This is a genomic window from Limimaricola variabilis (assembly GCF_034371605.1).
In the GTDB taxonomy this organism is placed as follows: Bacteria; Pseudomonadota; Alphaproteobacteria; order Rhodobacterales; family Rhodobacteraceae; genus Limimaricola; species Limimaricola variabilis.
In genome coordinates, this window is sequence record NZ_CP139691.1 from 1154340 (window position 1) to 1175725 (window position 21386).

Below are 21386 nucleotides of genomic sequence, written 5' to 3' on the forward strand. Positions count from 1 at the left end.
GCTCACGCTGCGCCCTCCTCGGGCTCATCCCGCATCCCGGCGCGCATCAAAGGGTTGGCAAGGCGTGCGGCGCGCAGGGCCCGCATCTCGCTACTGTCGGCGGCTACGGTCTCGGACCAGTGCCGGTGCGGGGTGTCGGCGGCATCAAGGTTGAGCTCCTCGACGCTTCCCGCCATAGGGCGCTTGCCCACTGCACCGAAACGCTTGGGGGTGAAGCCACGGCCCGCGAGGATCCGGGCGGCCTCCTCAGGGCTGCATCGGCGTTCCCGGCGCGCACGCTCCTCGGCGGCGCGCTCTTCCTCGGCACGGCGGCGGCGGGCCAGCTCGTCGGTGATCGGCTGCAGGCGGCGCTGCGCGAGCATTCGGATCTCGGCTGGCGACGGGCGGCGGGCGATGGTGCGGTCGGCGTCGTCGAAGCCCCCCTGCACCGCCCAGGCCGGAAGATCACTCAGGGCGCGAGCGAAGCCGTCGAGGGTGCGAGCCATCTCGGCGTCCGACCGCTCGGGCTGGTAGTGAAACCCCAGGGTGGTGCGGGCGCGACGCTGGATCTTGGCCTCGGTCACCTCGGGCGCATCAGTTGGCCCACGGGTCGCTCGGATCAGGTCCTCGGTCGATTTCTCCCGCGGCGATGCGACGGAGGAGTTCATCGTGGCGTTGGTCGAAAGTGCCGTTCCGGTCATGTCGGGCTCCTTTGCGGGTGGAGGGGTTGGCTGGGGAGAGCGGGTCAGAAGCGAGGCGCTTCAGCTCAGCGGCGTGGCGCGCCATCGGCTTATCGAAGAACTTGAAACTGTTCGGCGGGCCATCCGGCTTGCGGGCCATGACCTCCCCGATGACGGTCAGCTGCTGATCGAGGGTCAGGCCGAGGTCGACCGCCCAACGCCGGGCGATTGCCATGTCGATCTCGGTGCCAATCTGGCGTGCATTCGGGCCAATGATGCCCGAGACCGGATCAACGCCCATCGCCTCGAGGAACTGCTCCCGAGGGGCGGCGATGAGAGGCGGATCGCGATCCTGCTCGCGCGCCTGTCCACCACCACCATGGTTCAAGGATGGTTCTAGGGTGGTTTGGGGTTCACCGTGACCCGGGTAGGGGGTTCCCTGTGAACCGGGTTCAGGATCACCCTGATACCGGTCGCACTGTGAACCGGGTTCACCCTGATACCGGTTCACGTCTGACACCGGTTCAGAACGGTGCGACTTTGCGCCCCGGGGTTGCTCAGATCCGGCCTCCTCGGGCTTCCGAAATTTGGTGCTGGGGACTTCGACCTTGGGCAGATCCGAGAGCACGTCGAGATTGATCGCGTACTCGATCGTCGCGCCATTCTCGCAAGCGCGCCGACCTCGCCGGCCGATCAGCCTCTCGGCCTCGAAATCGCGCATGATGCGCTTGACCGATGACAGGCTAAGCTCCGTCTCGGCGGCGATGGTGCCCTTGGACGCCCAGATACCAGAGCCGTCGTCTGATGCCTTGTCGGCGATGTACACGAGCACGGCCTTGCGCGATGGCGAGCCCGCCACGCGGCTGTAGGCCAGTGCGGAGACCTTGTTGCTCACGACGCGACCTCCAATGTGACGATGGTTTCTTCCCGCTCGCCCCAGCGCTTGCGCTTGCGTACGTCCGCGACCTGCTGGTCGTCCGCAAAGGCGATGCGGTTCAGCCCGTCGAGGATGGCCTTCTCGATGTTGTCGAGGTCGGGCTTCTGCGTGTGCAGGGTGCCCAGCGCGGCGGCGCGACGCTTCTTCGACCAGGACTTCGCCGGCACGAACACGGCCTCGAGCGTCATGGCGACCGGCCCTTCGAGCGGCGTGCGGATCTTCTGGGCGGCGAGCTCGCGCACGGTCTGCTCGAACGACACCGTCGCGTCCGGCGTGTATGCCCGGCCAGATCGCGGGTCGAACTTCGGGCGCTGCTTGCCGAAGGGCTTGCCTGGGATGACGATGGTGATGCGGTCCGGCATGGCTCAGCTCATGCCCAGCGCGGCTTTATACATATCGAGCACCGCCTCTTCCTCGGCGATGTCGTCGGGCTCGCGCTTACGCAGGACGATCACCTTGCGCAGGATCTTGGTGTCGTAGCCGCGTCCCTTGGCCTCGGCCATGACCTCCTTGATCTGCTCGGCGATGTCCTTCTTCTCGGCCTCGAGATGCTCAACGCGTTCGATGAACTGGCGCAGCTCGGCAGCGGCGGCCGCTTCGACGTTGGTGCGCACCGCCACATCCTCCGGCGTTTCCTTCATCCGAGGCTTGGCCGCCTTCGGATCCAGCGCGGGCGGGAGCTCGGACAGGAGAACCTTCCGCTTCTCGGTGCGGTCGGCTGGCCCGACCACGCCCAGCGCCTCGAGCGAAGCAATGATCTCGCCAGCGCGGAAGGGCCCGACCATGCAGGCCTCCCGGATGCCCTTTACGGATACCTTGCCGGTCCGGATGACATAGGCGGCCGCGCTACGGATCATCGGGTCAACGATCGCGGCCGCGGTGACATCGTCTTGAGAGGGGGCAGTCGAAAGGTCGGTCATTGGGTTCTCCGGGGATCGGTTGGCTAGGCGGCAGGGCCGGGCCGGGTGTTGGTGTGTGCTGACGTCACGGGTTGGTCTCGAAATGCCGGGCGATAGCGGCAGGCGACGCTGACAGACGCCGAGACCGTACAGGTGCTGACTTGCGGACAGATGCCGGGCGCGGCGGAGATTCCGCCTCTGGGGCGGATGCCGTATGAGGAGTAGCCCGGACCTTGGGCCTTGGACGGAGCACCAGCTCACGCGCGTCGACGTTCGAGTAGCCCGCTTGAGTGACCAGGATCTTGATGTCCTCGCGCTGCGAGCTGGTCAGGCCTGCTACGCGCTCATTCGGACCAAGCCTGCCCGGCCGGAACTCGATGCCCGCTTGGGCAGCGCGGCGCTTAATCGTGGTCTCGCCTACGCCATAGCGCCGGGCGGTCTCGGCCCTGCTCAGTCCAGCCTGCGCTGCCTCGCGGAGGTCTTCATCGCTGACCTTTACTCGCCGCGTCATGATCTTGACCCTTTCGATGCAACCTCGTGATCGCGGAGGCAGAGCTTCATGTGGCTCCGCCCCCGCTCGGACCCGCCCGCGTGGAACGCGACCAGGTGTTCAATGACGCCGCCACCGGCACGGGAGGAGGAAAGGCCGGTGGCGGCATTCGGCACAGGGGAGGAAACCCGGCCGAACTCTGGAAACAGGATCCCGATGATCGGGAGAACAGCCCACGCCCGGCCGAAGGGGCTTGGCGCAGGCCGGGGCATCAGTCGCCCACCTCGACGCCCAGCGCAGCGAGCTTCGCTTGGTAGCAGGCGACATCGGCGTCGCATTTGGCGCGCACGTCGAGCGTCTCCTTGAGCGCGCGGCGCAGCACCTCGGGATCGTCCGAGTTCTCGGCGGCGGCTTGGGCGGTGACGGCCTCGGTGCTCTCCTTGAGCGTGACGAGGTGGCATACGCGATCGGAGGTCAGCTGACCGGTCGACTCCAGCCGCCGGTTCCGATTGCGCGTGAACGGCATATTCTTGGCGGCATCCTCGAGCGCCCACGCCCAGCGCAGAGGAACCTCGAGCTGCCCTTTCTGGATCTTGGTCAGGGTGCCTTGAGAGATCGAGCCGCACCGCGCTTCTATGGCGGCGGTTGCGGCGTCGAAGCCTCCGGCCTGCTCGATCAGGTCGCCGAAGATCTGGGCCATAAGCAGCTTGTTCATGGAAAGCCTGTTTCCTTGGGCTTGCGCGCTTCTCGCACGAAGGTGGACTTGAGATCGGGGCAGAAGCCTGACCGATCAGCTGGCAGCGCGTAGGGGCTCGGGTTCTTGTTCCTCGTGATCGAAGGAGAAGAGAGAGTTGTGGGGAGCAGGCAGGCCGTGGGCTGCACACGCGGCCCTTGCCAGCAAGTATTTCTTAGCCGGGATGCAGTTCTCGGCCTTCCAGTTCGAGACAGAGTTCGCATGCGCTCTCAGAGCCAAGGCAAACTGCCGATGGCCGATAGCGTCGACAATTTGGGACACGGTCATCATGCACGAACACTATGACTCACATTTTGTGAGGTCAATACCATCAGATAATGGAATGTTCAAAAAATATGAGCTAAGGTGCAGTGTGCCCCCAAACTTACGGAGGGGCATGGCCTTGGAATATCGGGATAAGATCGAGATGACGCGCATGGGTGATGCATCTACCGAGGCCTGCGCCATGCGCCTATCAGTAGCGCGAGCAGCAACCGGGCTGACCAAGACCCAGTTCTGCAAAGAAGCCGGGGTCGGTCTTACGTCGTTCCTAAATGCAGAGGCTGGCCGGAGCTACCCATCGCGAGCGATCATGCTCTACCTGCACAGAAATCACCGGATCGACTTTAATTTCATACTTCACGGTGATTTTCAGCAGCTTCCTTCGGACGTTCAGTATGTGCTCCTCGAGCTGATCGAGAAGACCAACGAGATGAAAACGAGGGGCCTCATCCCCGCCGAACAGCGAACCGTCGAGCTATCGCAGATTGCGCTGCCCCCACAGGATCGAAGACCAGGTTGAGATCGACGCCCCATCTTGAGTGGAGGCCAATCACGACTCGGTACATAACTGCTCTCATACTTGCCTCAGTTTGTTCTTGTTTGGTTCTAGTCGCCGCTACGGCACTTTGCCAAGCACTGACCAATAGTGCATGCCCAGAAAGTTGAGCCCTCCCGCCATATACCTCATTTTTCGTGAGCGAAAGGTATTGCAAGCTCACATTAAATGAACTTTAAGCTCCCTTGCTGCATCAGGCGGCAAGAGGAGCCTCTATGCGACAAGCGAACGAGATTGCGATCACGCAGCGGCTGACCCCGGCCACGCTGAAAGCCACAGTGACGGGAGGGGCATCAGCCCCCATTCAAGGCCTTAGGCTCATCGCCACGAGGCTCGCATGACCCACATTGCAGACATCCCGCGCGCCCGTACCGCGACCCACTGGGATCAGGTGCGCGTGCACATGAACGACGCCATCGAGCCCGCGCCCAGCGCCCCGAGCCGAGTGATCGGTATTGTCGAAGCCGCAGTGACGACCGCCCTTGCCGGCCTCCTATGGGCACTTGGCGCAGCAATCTTGGCGATGGCCCTGCATCACCTTGCGACCTTCGGGTTGCCCTTCGGCGGGAGGAGCCAGTGATGCAACATAGCTTCGACGATCTCCCGGCGCTGGTTGAGCGCCTCGACGGAATGGACGACGCAGACCGCGCTGATGTCATCTGGCTAGCCGTGCAGGAAAGCGAGACCGGTCATTGGAAGGCCAAACGCGGTCGCGTGATGATCGAACTGCACGGCGTCGTTGCATGCGCCGACAGCGACGAAGCAGCGGCGCGAGCCTGGTACCGTGACGCGCGGATCTCGCGGCGTGTGACCGAGTGCGGGAGGGCGGCGTGATGGCCCGCATCCTGATCGCCTGCGAGTTCTCCGGCGTGGTCCGGCGCGCCTTCTCCACCCGGGGCCACGACGCCTGGTCATGCGACCTGTTGCCCGCCGAGGACGGCTCGAACCGCCACATTGTTGGTGACGCCCGCGACCTGCTGCACGATGGCTGGGACATGCTCGCTGTTTTCCACCCGCCCTGCACCCGGCTCTGCAACAGCGGTGTCCGCTGGCTGAGCGTCCCGCCGAAGGGCAAGACGGTCGAGCAGATGCAGGACGAGTTGCGCGAGGGCGCGGCGCTGTTCTCCGCCTTCTGGAACGCGCCCATCCCGCGCATCGCGGTCGAGAACCCGATCATGCACCGCCGCGCCAAGGCGCTGATCGAGGGCTACGAGCCGCCCGCACAAACGGTCCAGCCGTGGTGGTTCGGCGAGCCCGCCTTCAAGGCGACCAGCTTCTACCTGCGCGGCCTGCCGCCGCTGGAGCCGACGAACCGCCTGACGCCGCCTGCTGCCGGCACCGACGAGCATAAGGCATGGTCCGCGATCCACCGCGCACCCCCGGGCCCGAACCGCTGGAAGATCCGCAGCCGGACGTTCCCCGGCATCGCAGCTGCCATGGCCGATCAGTGGCCGGGCGAGGATGAAAGGACAGCAGCATGAACGCCCCCACCCGACCCAAAACGATCGCTGTAGCCGAAACCGTCTGCGTTGCTGCCGATGTTCTGCGTCTCGCGCAGAACCTGATACTGATGCCAGTTTGAGGCCTGCACGATGGTTCGACGCACCCAACCCAACCTAGAGCACTCGCTCGAGCTACTGCACGAGGTCTACACCGATTGCGGCGGCAACGCCGCGCAGGTGGTGGTGGTCTTGATGAACGCGGCCACCCTCGCGGGCCGGATCGCTTCTGTGGACCCCGAGCGCATGAAGCGGATGGTCGACGAACTCGCCCCGCATGCCGACAACACGATCCGCCTCCTCGAGGTAGCCAGAGATGGATTTCCCCAATGAGCACCACCCCCATCATGATCCGCACAAGCCGTGTGCAGGACTACTACGGCATCCATCGGTCAACCCTCTATCGCTGGGCGGAGGCTGAAGCAGCGGCCGCAAAGAAGGAGGGTCGAGAGCCACGCCTTCAAATCTACAAGCGTGGTGCGGCAGCCTTCATCAAGACAGCAAACTTGGAAGACTACATCACAAATCAGAGGTGTAGCAGCAACGTTCAAAGTCGTTAGGAGCAGACAAAGCGCAAGGGGATGGCAATCAGGAGGAGATCGATGCTACCGCCTTCTTGAATTGCACTACGCAGGTAGACTACTGATGGACGGCACGGTACAGGCGATACGGTTCAAGCAATGGTTGCCGGAATGGGACGATTTTGAGTTCGATCCCGCTCAGCACCGACGCAAGCCAGATGACCACATCCTACTCTTCTCCATGCCTGCGATCCAACTACGCGCCCTCAGCGGCGTGTACCGTAGGACACGCGGAGGTGATGGCGGCGAAGGCTTGCAGCGCCACCATGATCCCAAACGGTCAGCAGCGATCCGCGACTTCGTTCGCTATGGTCATCCATACAGTGGCTTGCCTCAAGCAGCACGCGACGAGGCTTCCGCAGGCATGCGCAAGCCGGGCTGGCTCCCAACTGCGATAGTCGTAAATATACTAACAGAAAATGACGAAAGACGGGGCCGGAAAGTCGCGCGGTCAGATATCGTTTCAGTTACCGAAGAGGGCGATAGTCGCGCTCAACTGACTTTGCCATACCGTGAACGTCTGCAGCGTTGGACACCGAAATCTCTTGAACCATTTGAAGTCATTGATGGACAACATCGCCTGTGGGCATTCGATGAAGCGCTGAAAAGCGGCAGTTTGCCGGGAGACTTTGAGCTACCAGTAGTTGCCTTCACTGGCCTAGATATCGGCTGGCAAGCCTATTTGTTCTGGTCAATCAACGTATCTCCAAAACGCATCAATCCGAGCCATGCCTTCGATCTCTTCCCCCTATTGAGATCCGCTGAATGGCTGGAGACCCTCTCAGATTTGCGCATTTATAGGCAAGCAAGATCACAGGAGCTAACGGAAATCCTATTTACCCAGCCGGATAGCCCCTTTTTTGACCGAATTAACATGTTGGGCGAATCCTCCAAAACCGCACCAGTTGGTGCGGGAGTGACACAAGCAGGATGGGTGCGCGCAATAACTACCAGCTTTCTATCTACCGGCAGCGGGCGATCTGCAAAGGGGTTGTTTTCTGCAAACATCACCGCCGCATCCGGCCCATTAGATTGGTCACGTGCGCAACAAGCGGCATTACTAATTATACTGTGGCGAGAAATTCAACAAGCGATTCTCGACAATAGCTTTGACTGGGTAAAGCACCTCACCGAACCAAATGGCCAGAGCAAAATCGATCGCGATACGATCGATGCGTTTTCTGGCACAAAGACGATGCTAAACCAAGAACAAGGAGTTCGAGGCGTACTCGCTGTTGCGAACGGAATATTTTTCTCACTCGCCCAAGTATCACCTGAGCTATTTGACATCGAAAGCAGAGTAGTACCAGGAACCGCGACGAGCACCGATGATGTACGCGCTGCCATTGAGGAAATAAAGAACAGTAGTATACATGCAGAGATTGTTAGACTAGCTACAGCAATTGCGAGCTTTGACTGGCGCTCTACAGATGCTCCCGGGCTTAGCGACGATCAGCGCAGGTTGAAGCGCGGATTCCGTGGCAGCAGCGGATACGTTGCACTACGAGAAGAATTGCTTCGTCATCTATCTGCCGGCACAGGGCAAATTGCGCAGGCATCCGAAGAAGCCTTGAAGCAGCTAGACTAACATGAGCTTCTCTCTTAACGGCGATGATAAAGCCAATATCAGGCAAGCCAGTCCAATCGCCATTGTAAACGAGTTGAGTGGCTTCCGGGACCCAAATCAATCACCTTGGTTGCCCCCAACATTTCCCTTCCCGAATGGCGAACTGCCCTCAGGACAAGCTGCATTCTCTAACGTTTCGCCTACGGACATGTGCAAGGTCATAGCAGTTCGCGGGCCTTTACACGCTATTGATGGATGGGGCTACCTAGGGAAAGCGCTTCTGTCCCTAATGAGCGGGCAGCCGCATATAGCCAGACATCTATCTTACTACGCAGAACTGCGGGCAGCGCTATCTATCCTGGCCAGCTCGGGAATTGGCGTATTCAATAGACGGAATGCAATTGTCAACAGTACAGGCGATGTGACGATTATACAGGATATTCCGACGCACGACATGGCATGGCTCGCACTATCCGAATGGTCAACGACTCAGCTGAGCATGGCCCGCCTAATTCAACCCCTTCGACTTTCAGGACTGCCCCTTACCGAAGTGCTTGACGAGTTCTTTCCCTCGCAAAATCGTGCCGTTGCCAGCAACCTGATGCGGGAATTGGGATTTGATCTTCGCCGCGGCGCCGATGACCGAAGCGAAAGAAACTGGTCGAGTTATCAGGCCACAGCGCTAAGCCCTTTGGCGACTAAGCCAGAGGAGGACGCCGCATTTCTCCGTATTTTCTGGGAGGCCTGTCGACCCAACGGTACAGCACTTGAGCGGCATTTGATCCGGAGGGTCCTTGAAACGCAAGCGCGAACACATGATATGGAGTTGTTCGAGTACGAGCATAGCTTTGGCCGACTGAATGAAACAACGAAGCAGGCGCTTCCTTTTAACTTCCTTATACGGGAAGTTGATCCTTCAGATCATGAATTCTTAATTCATGTTGCTAACACCTCTCTTCCAGCACCTCCTTATGCCATGATATGCCGAGCTGGCCTTCTTTTGAGATTGGCGACCGGCATGTCTGAAGAAAATCTGCGCGCCGCTGGCGTTCAACCGTTTCTCCATTTCGAAAGCTGGTGGCATGAGTTCGGCGCGAACCATGGCTTATGGCGCCCAGGTTCCCCCCCTGAAAATACAGCAGACTTGTGGGATGATATCGATCTCGCGTTGGAGGATACTGCCTTAGCTTCCTCGGAGTATCGGAGTGGATGGTTGTCGGCTCTTGGGGCCAATGCCATGCTCGTCTGTCAGACCGAACGGGCTGCCTTATGGAATCTCATTGCATGAAGTATATGGGCTCGAAACGTACGATGCTTTGCAATGGGCTGGGCGATGCTCTGAACCATGCGCTAGCCAAATCTGAACGCGTTTTAGATCTATTCACAGGATCTGCAGCAGTTTCTTGGCATGTAGCAGAGCTTTATGAGAAAGAAGTTCTTGCAACCGACCTGCAGATGTATTCGACCGTCTTAGCAGCGTCAGTTATCGAGCGGACAAGACCTATTATCGAGCGGGACTGGGTCGATATGTGGTTCGAGCGTGCTATGGTGCATCTACACGCCCATAGTTATTGGCTCGATGCTAAGGCTTTACAAGAGTCCTTGACCAACTACTCACCAATTGACGCCGCATTTGCCGCGCGATCCTTTCATTTTGGCTCGGACTTCTGCCTAAGCAAGGCATATGGAGGCTATTACTTTTCCCCGTGGCAAGCGATGTGGCTCGATGCGCTCCGCGTAACATTGCCCCCCACCGATAGCTACAAGAAGGTTGCGCTTGCAGCGCTCATACAGGCTGCAAGTCGCTGTGCGGCCTCACCTGGCCACACAGCCCAGCCCTTCAAAGCCAATGAAACTGCAGGCCGCTACTTGATCAAGTCCTGGCAGCGTGACCTACCAGAAATTGTTCGGGAACGAATTGAAGATATCGCTCCGCGCTTTTCATTGAAAAAGGGTGTTGCTTTTTGCCAGGACGCCTTAGAGCTCGCGCAGAAAGCTCAACCCGGCGACCTTGTGTTTTTAGACCCGCCCTATTCCGGAGTACATTATAGTCGTTTTTACCATGTACTTGAAAGTGTAGCTCGAGGACGAGTCGGAGAAGTATTTGGGGCGGGGCGTTATCCAGAAATAAGCGAGCGCCCTAGCTCAGAGTTCTCTGTCCGCAGGACCTCTAAAAAGGCGCTAAATGACCTCTTAAAAATTCTATCAGAGAGAGATGCTGAAGTATTGATAACGTTCCCCGCCGGAAAAGCTTCCAACGGCCTGAGCGGTGAGGATGTAAAGATAATTGCAGCAGATCACTTTGAGATCGAAGAAGAGAAAGTGTCCTCCCGCTTTTCTACTATGGGCGGGAATCTGCGGCATCGTGCTGCGCGACAGGAAGCGGATGAGCTCATTTTAAAGCTAACCCAACCCTTATAATTTTGGCCCTGTCGTCCAACATTATGAGTTTGGTTCCACTGTTGCCAACCTCGGCCTGACTGTAATTCGCGCTGTTGCACATATCGGTGAAGGGATTCACCGAGCGCGTGCTGACAGCTAGCTCGGGGACATGCCGAAGCCTTCCCCGATCCGCTACCGCACGACGAACTGGTCCGACCACAACGCGGCGCTGCGCAAGCGCGGCGCGCTGTCGGCCTGGTTCGATCCCGAGATGGTCTGGCACGCCGGCATGACCGGCAAGCGCGGGCGACCCGAGACCTTCTCGGACGCTGCCATCCACACATGCCTCACCCTGAAAATGCTCTTCGGTCTTCCGCTCCGGCAGACGGTCGGGCTGGTCGAGAGCCTGATCCGGATGGCGGGGCTGGATTGGCCGGTTCCGGACTATGCGACGCTGTGCCGCCGGCAGGCGCGGATCGCGGTGCAGGTCCCGTATCGCGCCTCGGGGCAGCCGCTGAACCTGTTGATCGACAGCACCGGCATCAAGTTCCGAGGTGATGGCGAGTGGCAGGCTCGAAAGCATGGCCCGTCACGCCGGAGGCAATGGAGAAACGTTCATATCGCCATGGACGCAGGAACCGGGGATGTGTGCGCGGTCGAGTTCACCTCGAGCCGCCGAGGTGTCAGTCCGCTGCTGCCGGATCTGCTGGCGCAGATCCCGCCGGAGGAGACGATCGGCACGGTCACCGCGGATGGCACTTACGATACGCGCCGCTGCCATGGCGCCATCATCGATCGAGGCGCTGATGCTGTCATACCGATCCGTCGCACTGGTCGCGCCTGGAAAGAAGATTGTCCCGCTGCTGCCGCCAAGAGCATCATGGGGGACTACATGGGGGACCACGTCTATGAATCAAAAATAACGCAATGTTTTCAGTGCCAATTGGTGCCCTCTGCCGGCACCACAAGATCCTCCAATGCATTGATGCGCCTCGGCTTTTGCTCGGATCAAGCCAAGGCGTAGTACATGCCGGAGTACATTTCTGCCCCTCACTGCTTCCTCAAGGACGGCATCTTCTACTTTCAGCGTCGTGTGCCGGCGGAACTGAGACGTCATTACACGTCGTCGAAAATCTCGTATTCGCTTCGGACGAGGTCAGCACGGGTGGCATCTGCGCGGGCCGTACGAGCCGCGAGCCAACTCGATGAGTATTGGTACCACCTCCGCAGTCAGGATGCGGACCTTCCAGGGAAGCACATGTTGCGACTGGGAGTGGCTGATCCCCGTCAGCGGGCTTCCGACGGCCGCACTGTCAACATCGACTGTATGAGCCTCTCTGAGGCTGTGGTGACATACCTGCGGCTCAAGGGTGACGGGAAAGGGGTTACCTTCCACCGGGCAGCAGAGCGGGCTTACGGCTATCTGATCGACACCTGCGGCGACAAGCCGCTCACCAGCTACACAAAGGCGGACGCCAACGCCTTCCGGGATGCGTTGATCGCTCGTGGAATGGCCGGGAGCAGCATCACCCGGGTCTTCGGCACGGTACGGTCAATCATCAATTTCGCTGCCAACGAAGAGGGGATAGAACTGACGAACCCCTTCGCCAAGGTCTACTACGACCGATCCGCAGGCGTGTCAGACCGTCAGCCTATTCCGGTCGAAGCCATCCGTGCTGTACAGGCCGAGTGCTACCGCCTGGACGATGAAATGCGCTGGCTGGTTGCTTTGGTCGCGGATACGGGGATGCGGCTAGCAGAGGCAGCGGGGCTGCTCTGCGAGGACATCGTGCAGGACGATGAGGGCAACTACTCCGCACGGATCACTCCGCATCCGTGGCGCAGGCTCAAAACGGCTGGAAGCACGAGAGAGGTTCCCCTTGTCGGTTCTGCTCACTGGGCTGCCGAGCGTCTACTTACTGCGCATGAAGGCTCGGGCCTCGCATTCCCTCGCTACAATAAGACCGACACGACGAATGCCAACGCTGCCAGTGCAGGCCTCAACAAATGGTTGAAGATCTTCGTGCCGGATGGATCGACGATGCACAGCTTCCGGCACTCGATGCGTGACCGGTTGAGAGCCGTGGAATGCCCGGCAGACATTGTTGATCAGATCGGCGGCTGGCAAACTGAGGGGGTGGGCCATGGCTATGGGAAGGGTTACCCGTTGACCGTAGTGAGAAAATGGATGGAAAAGGTTTCGTGCCGCTCTTGAAGTATCGTAGCCGAACAATCTGTTCACTCCGTGAAGGCTATTCGGCTACTTGGGTCTTATTCCCAATCGGTGCCATGATATGGGCAAACGGGCTTTCCGGCCATACGAGGAAAGGATCATCCTCTTCGGATATGATCGGTATGGTATCTAGATCCGAAGGATCTGGAGAGATGACCATGATGTATGGCCCCTCGAGACGCCTTCTATTCTCAATCTGCATGGAGCGATGAGGGTGTGGGCTAACTTTGCTACCCCTTTCGGCAAATACGAACGCAACTCCGTTCTTACCGGTTGTGAATGTTTCTTTCTCGCGATGGGCCTGTAGCCAATCTAGCCAGACTTGGTCCATGCACACAGGGCCGGGGAAAACGTCCGCGGCTGGCATACAGGTGTACTGCCCGCTGCCCGCTCGTAGGATGTTTCCTTCGCCATCCATCACTGTGGCCATTGCACGGATAGGTGGCGGAGCAGCCCGCAAGATATCCGAAATCAACTGTGCCGAATTTCCTGCCTCAGATTGAACCGATGTCTCCCCTGCTAAGTCGAGGATAAGGCGGCTAAGGATAACGGGTGCTTCGAAGGGTGCCATTGCGCATAGCGGGCCTATAAACATTACGCACCTACCTGAGGCTCGGAGAGATCTGCCCTAATTGCGCCGATCTCGGTGATAGAGCGGTTCCGTTGCAGAAGCGGGCCGGATTGACTTTCGTCTGCCTGGCAGAACCAATGCGGAGAATAATATTAATTCGGACTGCCGATGCGGATCGGTCGCCGCTACATCTCGAAAGACGCCCGATCCGTACCGTAACCCTATAAAACGCCGGGCAACACTCGTTAAGGTACAAGTAGAACCTAACAGTCGAAAGGCATTTGACCTAGCGTAAATTACTGCTCTGCGCAGGGTGTGGGCTTTTGGCATGTCCAAAAAGCGGACAGCTATCCGGCATGTACTACGCCTTGGCTTGATCCGAGCAAAAGCCGAGGCGCATCAATGCATTGGAGGATCTTGTGGTGCCGGCAGAGGGAGTTTTGTTCCCGTTGCAGGCACTTCCGTCGCTGTACGCCCCAGCAAAACAAGGGGTATCCGTACTCGCGCTAGGCGGTCAACAGGCACGGTCTGTACTACGGTTTGTACTACGGCTGGCCGGTGGCGTAGCTTTGGCTAACGGCAGCTCAGGAAGGGCCTGCTGGTACCGGAGGCGAGCATGATCGCTACGTCTCGTCAGGAGTCTTGAGAGGGCCGTGGAGAGTCATCTCGTGGTTCGGGAGTGGGTTACCCTTCCAAGGCCAAGATGGCGCTGTGCGATTCACTGCGAGGCTCTCCGTGGCTGCGCTGGGCGGTGGGGGGGCGAGTGCCACCCCAGGGGGTATGGGATATCGTGTACAGCCCCGACCGGCGAAGAGGTCTGAAGGTTGTCAACTTGCTCAGTCGTGGCGGGGCATCGGTCCGCATGGCGCCGTCGAAGAGCCAACCGGCACAGTTGACGAACACCCAGAACAGAGGGGGGAGCCGGCTCCGTGTACCCTTGACCTGTAACCTTGGCCCGGGGGGTATAGCCCCGTTACGCGGACAAAGTGCTATTAGTATATATATAGCTTCTTGTCCGGCTAAGGGGCTTCTTCACGGAAGACTTCCTCCACATGGGGATCACTAACCCCCGCCCACCCTGATCCTTCGATCTCCGGATCGCCATTCACGAGGAGCCGGACGGCACGCTCCAACGAGAAATGCCCCACCGAGATCATCCCGTGGCTCAAACCCGGCTCTCGGTAGCCGGTATGCCAATCGAGGAGGAACAGGTGCTGATGCTCCCGAGTACGCCCCGCATTCTTGGCCTTGAAAGTCAGAATGACAGCCCCTGTTCTTATCAGCTCGGGGATCGACTTGAGGCGGCTGACCTCCCTGACCCTGCTTCTTTGCAGAAGTTTCTCGGCAACGGCTTTCGAGGGAGCCAAGTCAGGACGCATCTTCAGCAAGCCGAGGGGGGTCAAGGGGATATTCCCCTTCTTCAGCAACTCCAGCTCCAAGCGGTCTGGCATCAGCTCATCGAAGGACACGAGCTGATCGACCGGAACTTCGACCGGCAAGTTGCTCAACAGGAAGACCCGTTTTCTATAGGGGGAATGCACCAGCCGTAACCGTCCAATGGCCTGCATCGTCTCGGCATCTCGTATCTGTGCATGAACGGCCTCGATGCGCTGATCGCTGAAGCTGGGAACCTTCACGCCCGACTGGGGCAGCGGGTTGAGAGACGACTGGACGTAGCCTCGCAGCTGAACTGGCAAGCGAGTGGGCCGATCGGACCGGCCTGCGGCGGCGGCATCATCGTGTAGTAATGGCTCCTCATCATCCCAGAACAAGGCCCGTGCTTTCAGATCCACCTCTGCGGCCGACGGCATATTGCGGCCAGTGACGAAAATGGTAGAGCATCCCTTAGCGTCATTGCTCCCGCGAAGCGCGGAGAAGTGGCCGACCCTTACGCTTGGATCGACGTTCTCGCTTCCCCGAAGCCTGTCTGCGAGTTCCTTGTGGCCGACAACAAGAGGCGGCTCACCGAACTCCGACCAAGCGTTCAAAACTCGTTCGAGCTGACCGACTGCTTCTGGGTTATCCGACCAGTAAGCCTTGCTGCCCGTCCGGTCGTACACCTGTGTGATCAAGGCGTTCTGCTTGACGTCGATCCGTACGAGGTCGATCGGACCGAGTAGTGGTTCCAGCAGGGTTTGGTCGGCAGTCGCATCAAGGCATAACACGGCAGTGTCATCGGTCACGACAGGTCCTTGGGTGAACGCCAACCGCACTACCGGTCCCTCGGATCCTGATGCATCGCACACGACCCGTGAGGCATCATCCCTGCAAGGATGAAGCCGCATCTCCTCTTGGAGAAGCCGCAGCATCGTAGTCAGCGATCGGTATAGTATTGCGTCGCCATTCATTGCCGGCTTCGCTAACCGATCAGGATCGAACGCCAGCGCCGGCTGTAGGTGACTAAGTCCTACACGTCCCAAGTCGCTGGCAGTAACACCGTCATTGCGCAGGCAGCGCAGTAGTGGTTCTCCATCCTCCAGATAGATTGCGATCTTTCGCCCGAGATCTGGGATATCCTCCGTACGGACATGCTGCCGGATGTCGCGCAGAGGGATCTTGACGTTTGTATCAACAACTTCTTGAAAAAATGCCTCGTCGATCACCACGAGGTCCGGCCTCGACATGAGGTAATTGCGCGGCATGCGCAGGTACTGGTGGACCATGATCCGCACCACGTTCCCGTGGTTGTCGCTGCTCGCTTCCACGTCCCGGAACTGCTGCAGGTACCGGCAACTTTCGAAGAACTTGCACTTAGTCCCGTCCTCCGTAGCGCAGGCGTTCCCGAAGACACTCAGCCGAGCTTGCTCCAGGCCGCGAACGTATTCAGGCCGCTCGCACAGTATTGGCATGGCTCCGGCCGATCCTCCGGTCCTTGGCCCTACATGAATGACTTCGGCCTGGAAGCCACCCAGCTCGTTGATCTCTTCGACGTACTGCTCCGCAAGATCATGACGTGGCACGTAGATCTCGACGGTCTGGCCCCAAGATGAGGCGAGGTAGTCCCGCAAATTGGACAGAGTGGCGTGTGTCTTGCCCGCCCCAGTCGTGATGCGAAGCGCCAAACGCGGCTTGTCGTGGAGCTGGCTGAAGAAGTCCGTAAGGGCCGAGTTCAGCTGTTCCTTGCCGGTGTCGGCATCTACTGTGGATAGGGTCGTAAACGGCTCGGAAGCGGGCAGCAGGACCGTGGCCTCGTTTCTGGACGTGAAGCTATAGCTGCCGCTTAGCAGTTCTTCATGTCGGCGCTGCGCCTCGGATAGCGCATTGTCGTATGACCACTTCCCATCTGTCAGATCGGCTTCGTGTGAGAAGAGGCGCCAAGTGAGGTCAGCGATCTCACGGACTCCTGGCGCGGTCTTCCGAGCCTTCTGGCCGCGAAGTAGTTCGCATGTCGCATCGTTGCTCTTCAGCAGCATGAAGCGTTCACGCCCGTCGATGACCAAACCAGTGTCGGGATCCCGGACGATACCCTGGGTATCGAGGGTTCCGGAAGCGGAGCGGTGCAGACGAAACCGAGGACGCAAAGCTCGCTCCGGAAGATCGGCAGGTGGCTGCACGGCAGCCCGACACCCAGGCGGGTGGTACAGTCCGAGCCGCTCTATCAGCGGATCCTCTACCCCCGCATCGAGGACAGGCGCGGCGGTGAAATGGGGTTGAACGGCTCCGAATACCAATAGATCAACGGGGGAGTTCTGCAGCCAAGCTTTGGCTTCCTGATCGGAAACCGCGCGTTCTAGCCAGAACCAGAGGTGAAGCCGAATTTCCCCGGTCTTGAAGCCCATACTCCCAGACCACTGGTACGCGCATGCCGCCCCCGAGAACTCTGGCGGCAGCAACGATATCACGTAGTCCAAGATATCGACCGTATGGTTCTCAAGGTCGATCCACTCCTCCGGCAGCGGGATGCCGTCGAGGTCGATCATCAACCATTGGCGGGGGCAGGCGATGAAGTTTGCCGGCTCCGTCCCATTCTGGCGAGAAGTTCGCTTAACGCCCGTTGTAGGCCGATCCTCCGCCAAGGCTCCTCGAATAACGAACTTGTTCGGATCGCTCTGTAGCCGGCACAGCTGCTGGTAGAGGCTTTCGAGGCACTCCACAGCCACCTGCTCGACATCGAAGCGTGAGCCGAACTGGCCGGAATCGACTTTCAGTTGTCCGCCCGCTTTCAGTCGAACCCGCTTTGCCGCAGTTACGTCAGATCGAAGGATCGTAAGCTGGTCCATGGCGTCGAATAACTATTGCTGGTTGCATCGGGGGGCGTCAGTATGCCCAGATGCCATGGCAAGCCAAGGGAAAATCTTGATTTCGCGATGCAATTCAGGATGTTACCCGGGCTATCGCCTTAACTCTTACCTTTAAGAAAGTCTTAGTCGATCTGAACGCTTGATGATCGCGGAACTGGAGAAAATGAGCGGAACTGACATCAAGCCCCTGAGTGCCTTCGTATGGTCCATCGCTGAGACGCTGCGCGGGGACTTCAAGCAGTCGGAGTATGGCAAGGTGATCCTGCCCTTCGTCGTTCTGCGGCGTCTCGACTGCATTCTCGAAGGGACCAAGAGTGCTGTCCTCGATATGGCCGACAGCCTGCCGAAGGACATCGACGATAAGGCCCGGGACACGATCCTGTTCGGCGCTGCTGGTCAGAACATGCAGCTCTACAACCTGTCACGCTTCACCTTCGAGAGCCTCAAGGGTCAGGACGCCAAGGACGTCCACAGCAACCTTCTGGACTACGTCACCAAGTTCTCCCCGAACGTACGTGACATCTTCCTCGAGAAGTTCTTGTTCACCGATCAGTTGAAGCGGCTGAACGACGCGGGACTGCTCTTCACCGTCTTCGAGCAGTTCACCCATATCGACCTCCACCCCGAAGCTATCTCCAACCTCGAAATGGGCTACCTGTTCGAGGAACTGATCCGCCGCTTCTCGGAGATCTCGAACGAGACCGCAGGCGAACACTACACCCCGCGCGAGGTGATCCGCCTCATCGTGTCGCTGCTCCTCATCAATGACCATGATGCCCTGACCGGCAGCGGAGTAATTCGGCAGGTCTATGATCCGGCAGCAGGTACCGGCGGCATGCTGTCCATCGCAGAGATGGAGATGAAGGCACTGAACGAGCGGATCCGGGTGGAGCTTTTCGGGCAGGAGCTAAATCCGGAATCCTTTGCGATCTGCAAATCGGACATGTTGGTCACGGGTCATGATCCTGAGAACATCGCCTTCGGCAACACGCTGACGCAGGACGCCCATGAGGGGCGGCGCTTCCACTACATGCTGTCCAACCCGCCCTACGGCGTGGATTGGAAGAAGTACAAGGACGCCATCGTGGCCGAAGCGGAGGCGCTTGGCATGGAGGGGCGGTTCGGAGCCGGGTTGCCGCGCGTATCGGACGGGCAACTCCTGTTCCTGCAGCATATGATCTCGAAGATGCGCGATGACGGGCAAGGATCCCGTATCGGCATCGTCATGAACGGCTCGCCACTGTTCACGGGTGGCGCGGGGTCGGGGGAAAGCGAGATCCGGCGCTGGATGCTGGAAAACGACTGGGTCGAAGCGATTATCGCCCTGCCCACGGATCTCTTCTACAACACGGGCATCCAGACCTATGTGTGGCTTCTGACCAATCGCAAGACGCGGGACCGCCAGGGCAAGGTGCAACTGATTGACGCCAGCGGCGAACGGTTCTGGAAGTCCATGAGGAAGTCGCTCGGCTCCAAGCGTCGCGAAATCACAGCAGAGGCTTGTGACGAGATCTCTCGGATCTATGCCGAGATGCTGAACGGCGAGGCGGGCTGGGGCGAATACTCGAAGATCTTCAAGACCACCGATTTCGGTTACCGGGAGATCCGTGTCGAACGCCCCCTGAAACTGGCCTTCGAAGTGACCGACCAGGCCCTGCAAGCACTGCAGGAAGTAAAGCCCTTCGCGAAACTGGACGCAGCCGAACGAGACGCCATTCTGACCACACTGCGAGAAAGCCTCGCTGTGGGCCAACGGTGGCTGGACAGGGCCAAGTTCGAGAAGGCCCTGACAGTGGCGCTGAAGGGTGCGGGCCTCAAGGTCGCCGCCCCGGTGAAGAAGGCGATCCTGTCCGCCCTGTCGGAGCGGGACGAGGACGCTATGGTCTGTATCGGCACGGACGGCAAGCCCGAACCTGATACCGATCTGCGCGATCACGAACTGGTGCCGCTGGAAAATGACTGGCGGGAGTACGTGCAGCGCGAGGTTCTGCCCTTCGTCCCCGATGCTTGGGTGGACGAGAGCCACACCGACGCGCAGGACGGTGGTGTTGGCCGTGTGGGCTACGAAATCAACTTCAATCGCTACTTCTACAAGTACACGCCGCCCCGGCCGCTGTCAGAGATCGACGCCGAGCTGAAGGCGCTGGAAGCTGAGATTGCAGGCCTGCTGCAGGAGGTGGTCGATTGAGTACCCTGTTTCAATCCGTTCCGGCAGGGTGGAAACGCACTTCTTTGCGGCACCTCGCTCAAGGACCTAAAAATGGTGCTTGGGGAAGCGAGGCGGGCGAAGATGAGATCGACGCCGTATGCGTGCGTGTTGCAGACTTTGATTGGTCGCGGCTGTCTCTTAAGCTTAGTGACCCAACGACACGTTCGTTCAAGAAACAGCAGTTCAAGAACCTTCAACTTCGCTCTGGTGATATCGTAATCGAGAAGTCAGGTGGTGGCGAGAAAACCCCCGTAGGTCGCGTAGTCTCATTTGATGAGGACGTGGATGCAGTAACGTCTAACTTCGTCGCCAGAGTACGACCGTACAAAGACGTCTGGAACCGATACTTTCTCTACCTGATCGCTGCTCACTACATGAGCGGATATAGCCACCAGTTTATCAAGCAGAACACAGGTATCCAAAACCTCGACGATAGAAATCTATTCCGCAGCGACGTGTGGGTACCCGATATCTCGATCCAACGCCAGATTGCCGACTTTCTGGACCGCGAGACCGCAAGAATTGACCAACTGATCGAAGAAAAGCAGCGGTTGGTGGCCTTGCTGGGAGAGAAGACAGAGGAAACTATCAGGCAATGCATCTCTTGGGGATTGAATCCTAACGTTTCGAAGAGACCAAGCCGTGTTCTCGCCGGAGATGACCTTGCCGAGCATTGGGGCGAACAGCCTCTATCTACTATCTGCCGTTTTGTTCAGGGTAAAGCGCATGAACCTTTCATCGAAGAGGATGGCAAATACGTTTGCGTCACCGCTCGTTTTGTCTCCACAAATGGGGAAAAGTACCGACGTTGCACTAAGAACCTGACCCCGGCTAAAGTAAACGATATCGCCATGGTAATGAGTGACCTGCCGAACGGCCGAGCATTGGCGCGGGCCTTCCTTATAGATCAAAACCGGTTATACGCGATCAATCAGCGTGTGTGTTTGATCACAGTACGGGAGGGAGATCCTCGCTTCTTCTGCTATCAGTTGAACCGAAACATCCAATTGCTGCGCTACAATGACGGCTTCAACCAAACGCACCTTCCCAATAGAGCGTTCACAAAGTTGTACCTTAAAGTTCCCCCAGTCGATGAACAGAAACGGATTGCGGACTATCTCGACACGGTGACGCAGAAAACGACCGTAATAAGTCATAACACCAATGCCTCCATCGACCGCCTTAAGGAATACCGCTCTGCACTGATCACCGCCGCCGTTACAGGGCAGATCAATGTGCAGCACTATGGCAGATCCGGCACCGTGGACCGGCAACTGGACGCCATTCAAGAGGAGTTGGAGGTGTGAGCATACGAACGTTCAAAGCATCTGCTCAAGGGTCTCTCGACGGCTTGTGTGGGGTATACGCCATCGTCAATGCTTGCGACCTACTGCTGGGCGGCCGGCTGAACTACGACTACCGAAGTAACCTTTTCTGCAAACTTACCAATCTCTTGGATGATGGGCGGCCTATCGGGGATATCATCTCTGAAGGCATTGATTTCAGGAAGCTTGGGAAGTTAGTCGACGTTGCTAGCCGTACTCTAG

General features: G+C 58.8%; 19 protein-coding genes and 3 pseudogenes. 15 read left to right on the forward strand and 7 right to left on the reverse strand.

Annotated elements, in window-relative coordinates; all coding sequences use genetic code 11:
* Positions 1-2: 2 nt before the first annotated feature.
* From T8T21_RS05710 to T8T21_RS05730, 5 genes and pseudogenes are all read right to left on the reverse strand, one after another.
* Positions 3-680, reverse strand: coding sequence for a hypothetical protein (locus T8T21_RS05710; RefSeq protein WP_322337152.1), 678 nt, complete (start codon positions 678-680; stop codon positions 3-5).
* Complete coding sequence (locus T8T21_RS05715) at positions 574-1554, reverse strand: hypothetical protein (RefSeq protein ID WP_322337153.1); 981 nt, start codon at positions 1552-1554, stop codon at positions 574-576. Before T8T21_RS05715 ends, T8T21_RS05710 begins: the two co-directional genes overlap by 107 nt.
* Complete coding sequence (locus tag T8T21_RS05720; RefSeq protein WP_322337154.1) at positions 1551-1958, reverse strand: RusA family crossover junction endodeoxyribonuclease; 408 nt, start codon at positions 1956-1958, stop codon at positions 1551-1553. Before T8T21_RS05720 ends, T8T21_RS05715 begins: the two co-directional genes overlap by 4 nt.
* A gap of 3 nt (positions 1959-1961) precedes the next feature.
* Positions 1962-2237 carry a DUF2312 domain-containing protein gene (locus T8T21_RS05725; RefSeq protein ID WP_322337459.1) on the reverse strand — a complete coding sequence of 92 codons (276 nt, stop codon included), beginning with the start codon at positions 2235-2237 and terminating at the stop codon, positions 1962-1964.
* 57 nt (positions 2238-2294) lie between these two features.
* Positions 2295-2516: pseudogene (locus T8T21_RS05730) on the reverse strand (DNA translocase FtsK); the annotation flags it as partial.
* Between the two features lie 265 nt (positions 2517-2781).
* On the opposite strand from T8T21_RS05730, the gene T8T21_RS05735 reads away from it, so the two are divergent.
* Positions 2782-3036: a hypothetical protein gene (locus T8T21_RS05735; protein ID WP_322337155.1), complete on the forward strand. Its 255-nt coding sequence runs from the start codon at positions 2782-2784 to the stop codon at positions 3034-3036.
* A 220-nt stretch (positions 3037-3256) separates the two neighbouring features.
* Here the strand turns inward: T8T21_RS05735 and T8T21_RS05740 are convergent, their stop codons facing one another.
* Positions 3257-3700: a hypothetical protein gene (locus T8T21_RS05740; RefSeq protein ID WP_322337156.1), complete on the reverse strand. Its 444-nt coding sequence runs from the start codon at positions 3698-3700 to the stop codon at positions 3257-3259.
* A gap of 415 nt (positions 3701-4115) precedes the next feature.
* Here T8T21_RS05740 and T8T21_RS05745 point away from each other — a divergent pair, with 415 nt between their 5' ends.
* The 12 genes and pseudogenes from T8T21_RS05745 to T8T21_RS05800 all read left to right on the forward strand — a co-directional run bounded on the left by T8T21_RS05745 (position 4116) and on the right by T8T21_RS05800 (position 12800).
* On the forward strand, positions 4116-4520 hold the full coding sequence (locus tag T8T21_RS05745) for a helix-turn-helix domain-containing protein (RefSeq protein WP_322337157.1): 405 nt from the start codon (positions 4116-4118) through the stop codon (positions 4518-4520).
* Positions 4521-4893: 373 nt separating this feature from the next.
* Positions 4894-5136, forward strand: a complete 243-nt coding sequence (locus T8T21_RS05750; RefSeq protein ID WP_322337158.1) for a hypothetical protein — start codon at positions 4894-4896, stop codon at positions 5134-5136.
* The gene (locus T8T21_RS05755) at positions 5136-5390 is read left to right on the forward strand and encodes a hypothetical protein (protein WP_322337159.1); all 255 of its coding nucleotides are present in this window, start codon (positions 5136-5138) and stop codon (positions 5388-5390) included. The genes T8T21_RS05750 and T8T21_RS05755 overlap by 1 nt, the downstream gene beginning before the upstream one ends.
* Positions 5390-6037, forward strand: coding sequence for a hypothetical protein (locus T8T21_RS05760; RefSeq protein ID WP_322337160.1), 648 nt, complete (start codon positions 5390-5392; stop codon positions 6035-6037). Before T8T21_RS05755 ends, T8T21_RS05760 begins: the two co-directional genes overlap by 1 nt.
* Positions 6038-6148: 111 nt before the next feature.
* Positions 6149-6388 (forward strand): hypothetical protein, encoded by a 240-nt coding sequence (locus T8T21_RS05765; protein WP_322337161.1) that lies wholly within the window; start codon positions 6149-6151, stop codon positions 6386-6388.
* Positions 6385-6615 (forward strand): hypothetical protein, encoded by a 231-nt coding sequence (locus tag T8T21_RS05770; protein WP_322337162.1) that lies wholly within the window; start codon positions 6385-6387, stop codon positions 6613-6615. Before T8T21_RS05765 ends, T8T21_RS05770 begins: the two co-directional genes overlap by 4 nt.
* Before the next feature lie 85 nt (positions 6616-6700).
* Entirely contained in the window at positions 6701-8224 is a 1524-nt protein-coding gene (locus T8T21_RS05775; RefSeq protein WP_322337163.1) for a DGQHR domain-containing protein, read from the forward strand.
* A gap of 1 nt (position 8225) precedes the next feature.
* Complete coding sequence (locus tag T8T21_RS05780) at positions 8226-9491, forward strand: hypothetical protein (RefSeq protein ID WP_322337164.1); 1266 nt, start codon at positions 8226-8228, stop codon at positions 9489-9491.
* On the forward strand, positions 9488-10624 hold the full coding sequence (locus T8T21_RS05785) for a DNA adenine methylase (protein WP_322337165.1): 1137 nt from the start codon (positions 9488-9490) through the stop codon (positions 10622-10624). Before T8T21_RS05780 ends, T8T21_RS05785 begins: the two co-directional genes overlap by 4 nt.
* A 130-nt stretch (positions 10625-10754) precedes the next feature.
* Positions 10755-11462, forward strand: a pseudogene (locus tag T8T21_RS05790) (IS5 family transposase); the annotation flags it as partial.
* A 150-nt stretch (positions 11463-11612) separates the two neighbouring features.
* Positions 11613-11801 (forward strand): annotated as a pseudogene (locus T8T21_RS05795) (DUF6538 domain-containing protein); the annotation flags it as partial.
* 57 nt (positions 11802-11858) lie between these two features.
* On the forward strand, positions 11859-12800 hold the full coding sequence (locus tag T8T21_RS05800; RefSeq protein ID WP_322337460.1) for a site-specific integrase: 942 nt from the start codon (positions 11859-11861) through the stop codon (positions 12798-12800).
* Between the two features lie 1608 nt (positions 12801-14408).
* Here T8T21_RS05800 and T8T21_RS05805 read toward each other — a convergent pair.
* Positions 14409-17609: a DEAD/DEAH box helicase family protein gene (locus T8T21_RS05805; RefSeq protein ID WP_322337166.1), complete on the reverse strand. Its 3201-nt coding sequence runs from the start codon at positions 17607-17609 to the stop codon at positions 14409-14411.
* 163 nt (positions 17610-17772) lie between these two features.
* Between T8T21_RS05805 and T8T21_RS05810 the strand changes: the two genes are divergently transcribed.
* Positions 17773-19818, forward strand: coding sequence for a type I restriction-modification system subunit M (locus T8T21_RS05810; protein ID WP_322337167.1), 2046 nt, complete (start codon positions 17773-17775; stop codon positions 19816-19818).
* Positions 19815-21146 (forward strand): restriction endonuclease subunit S, encoded by a 1332-nt coding sequence (locus T8T21_RS05815; protein WP_322337168.1) that lies wholly within the window; start codon positions 19815-19817, stop codon positions 21144-21146. Before T8T21_RS05810 ends, T8T21_RS05815 begins: the two co-directional genes overlap by 4 nt.
* The last annotated feature ends 240 nt before the right edge of the window (positions 21147-21386 follow it).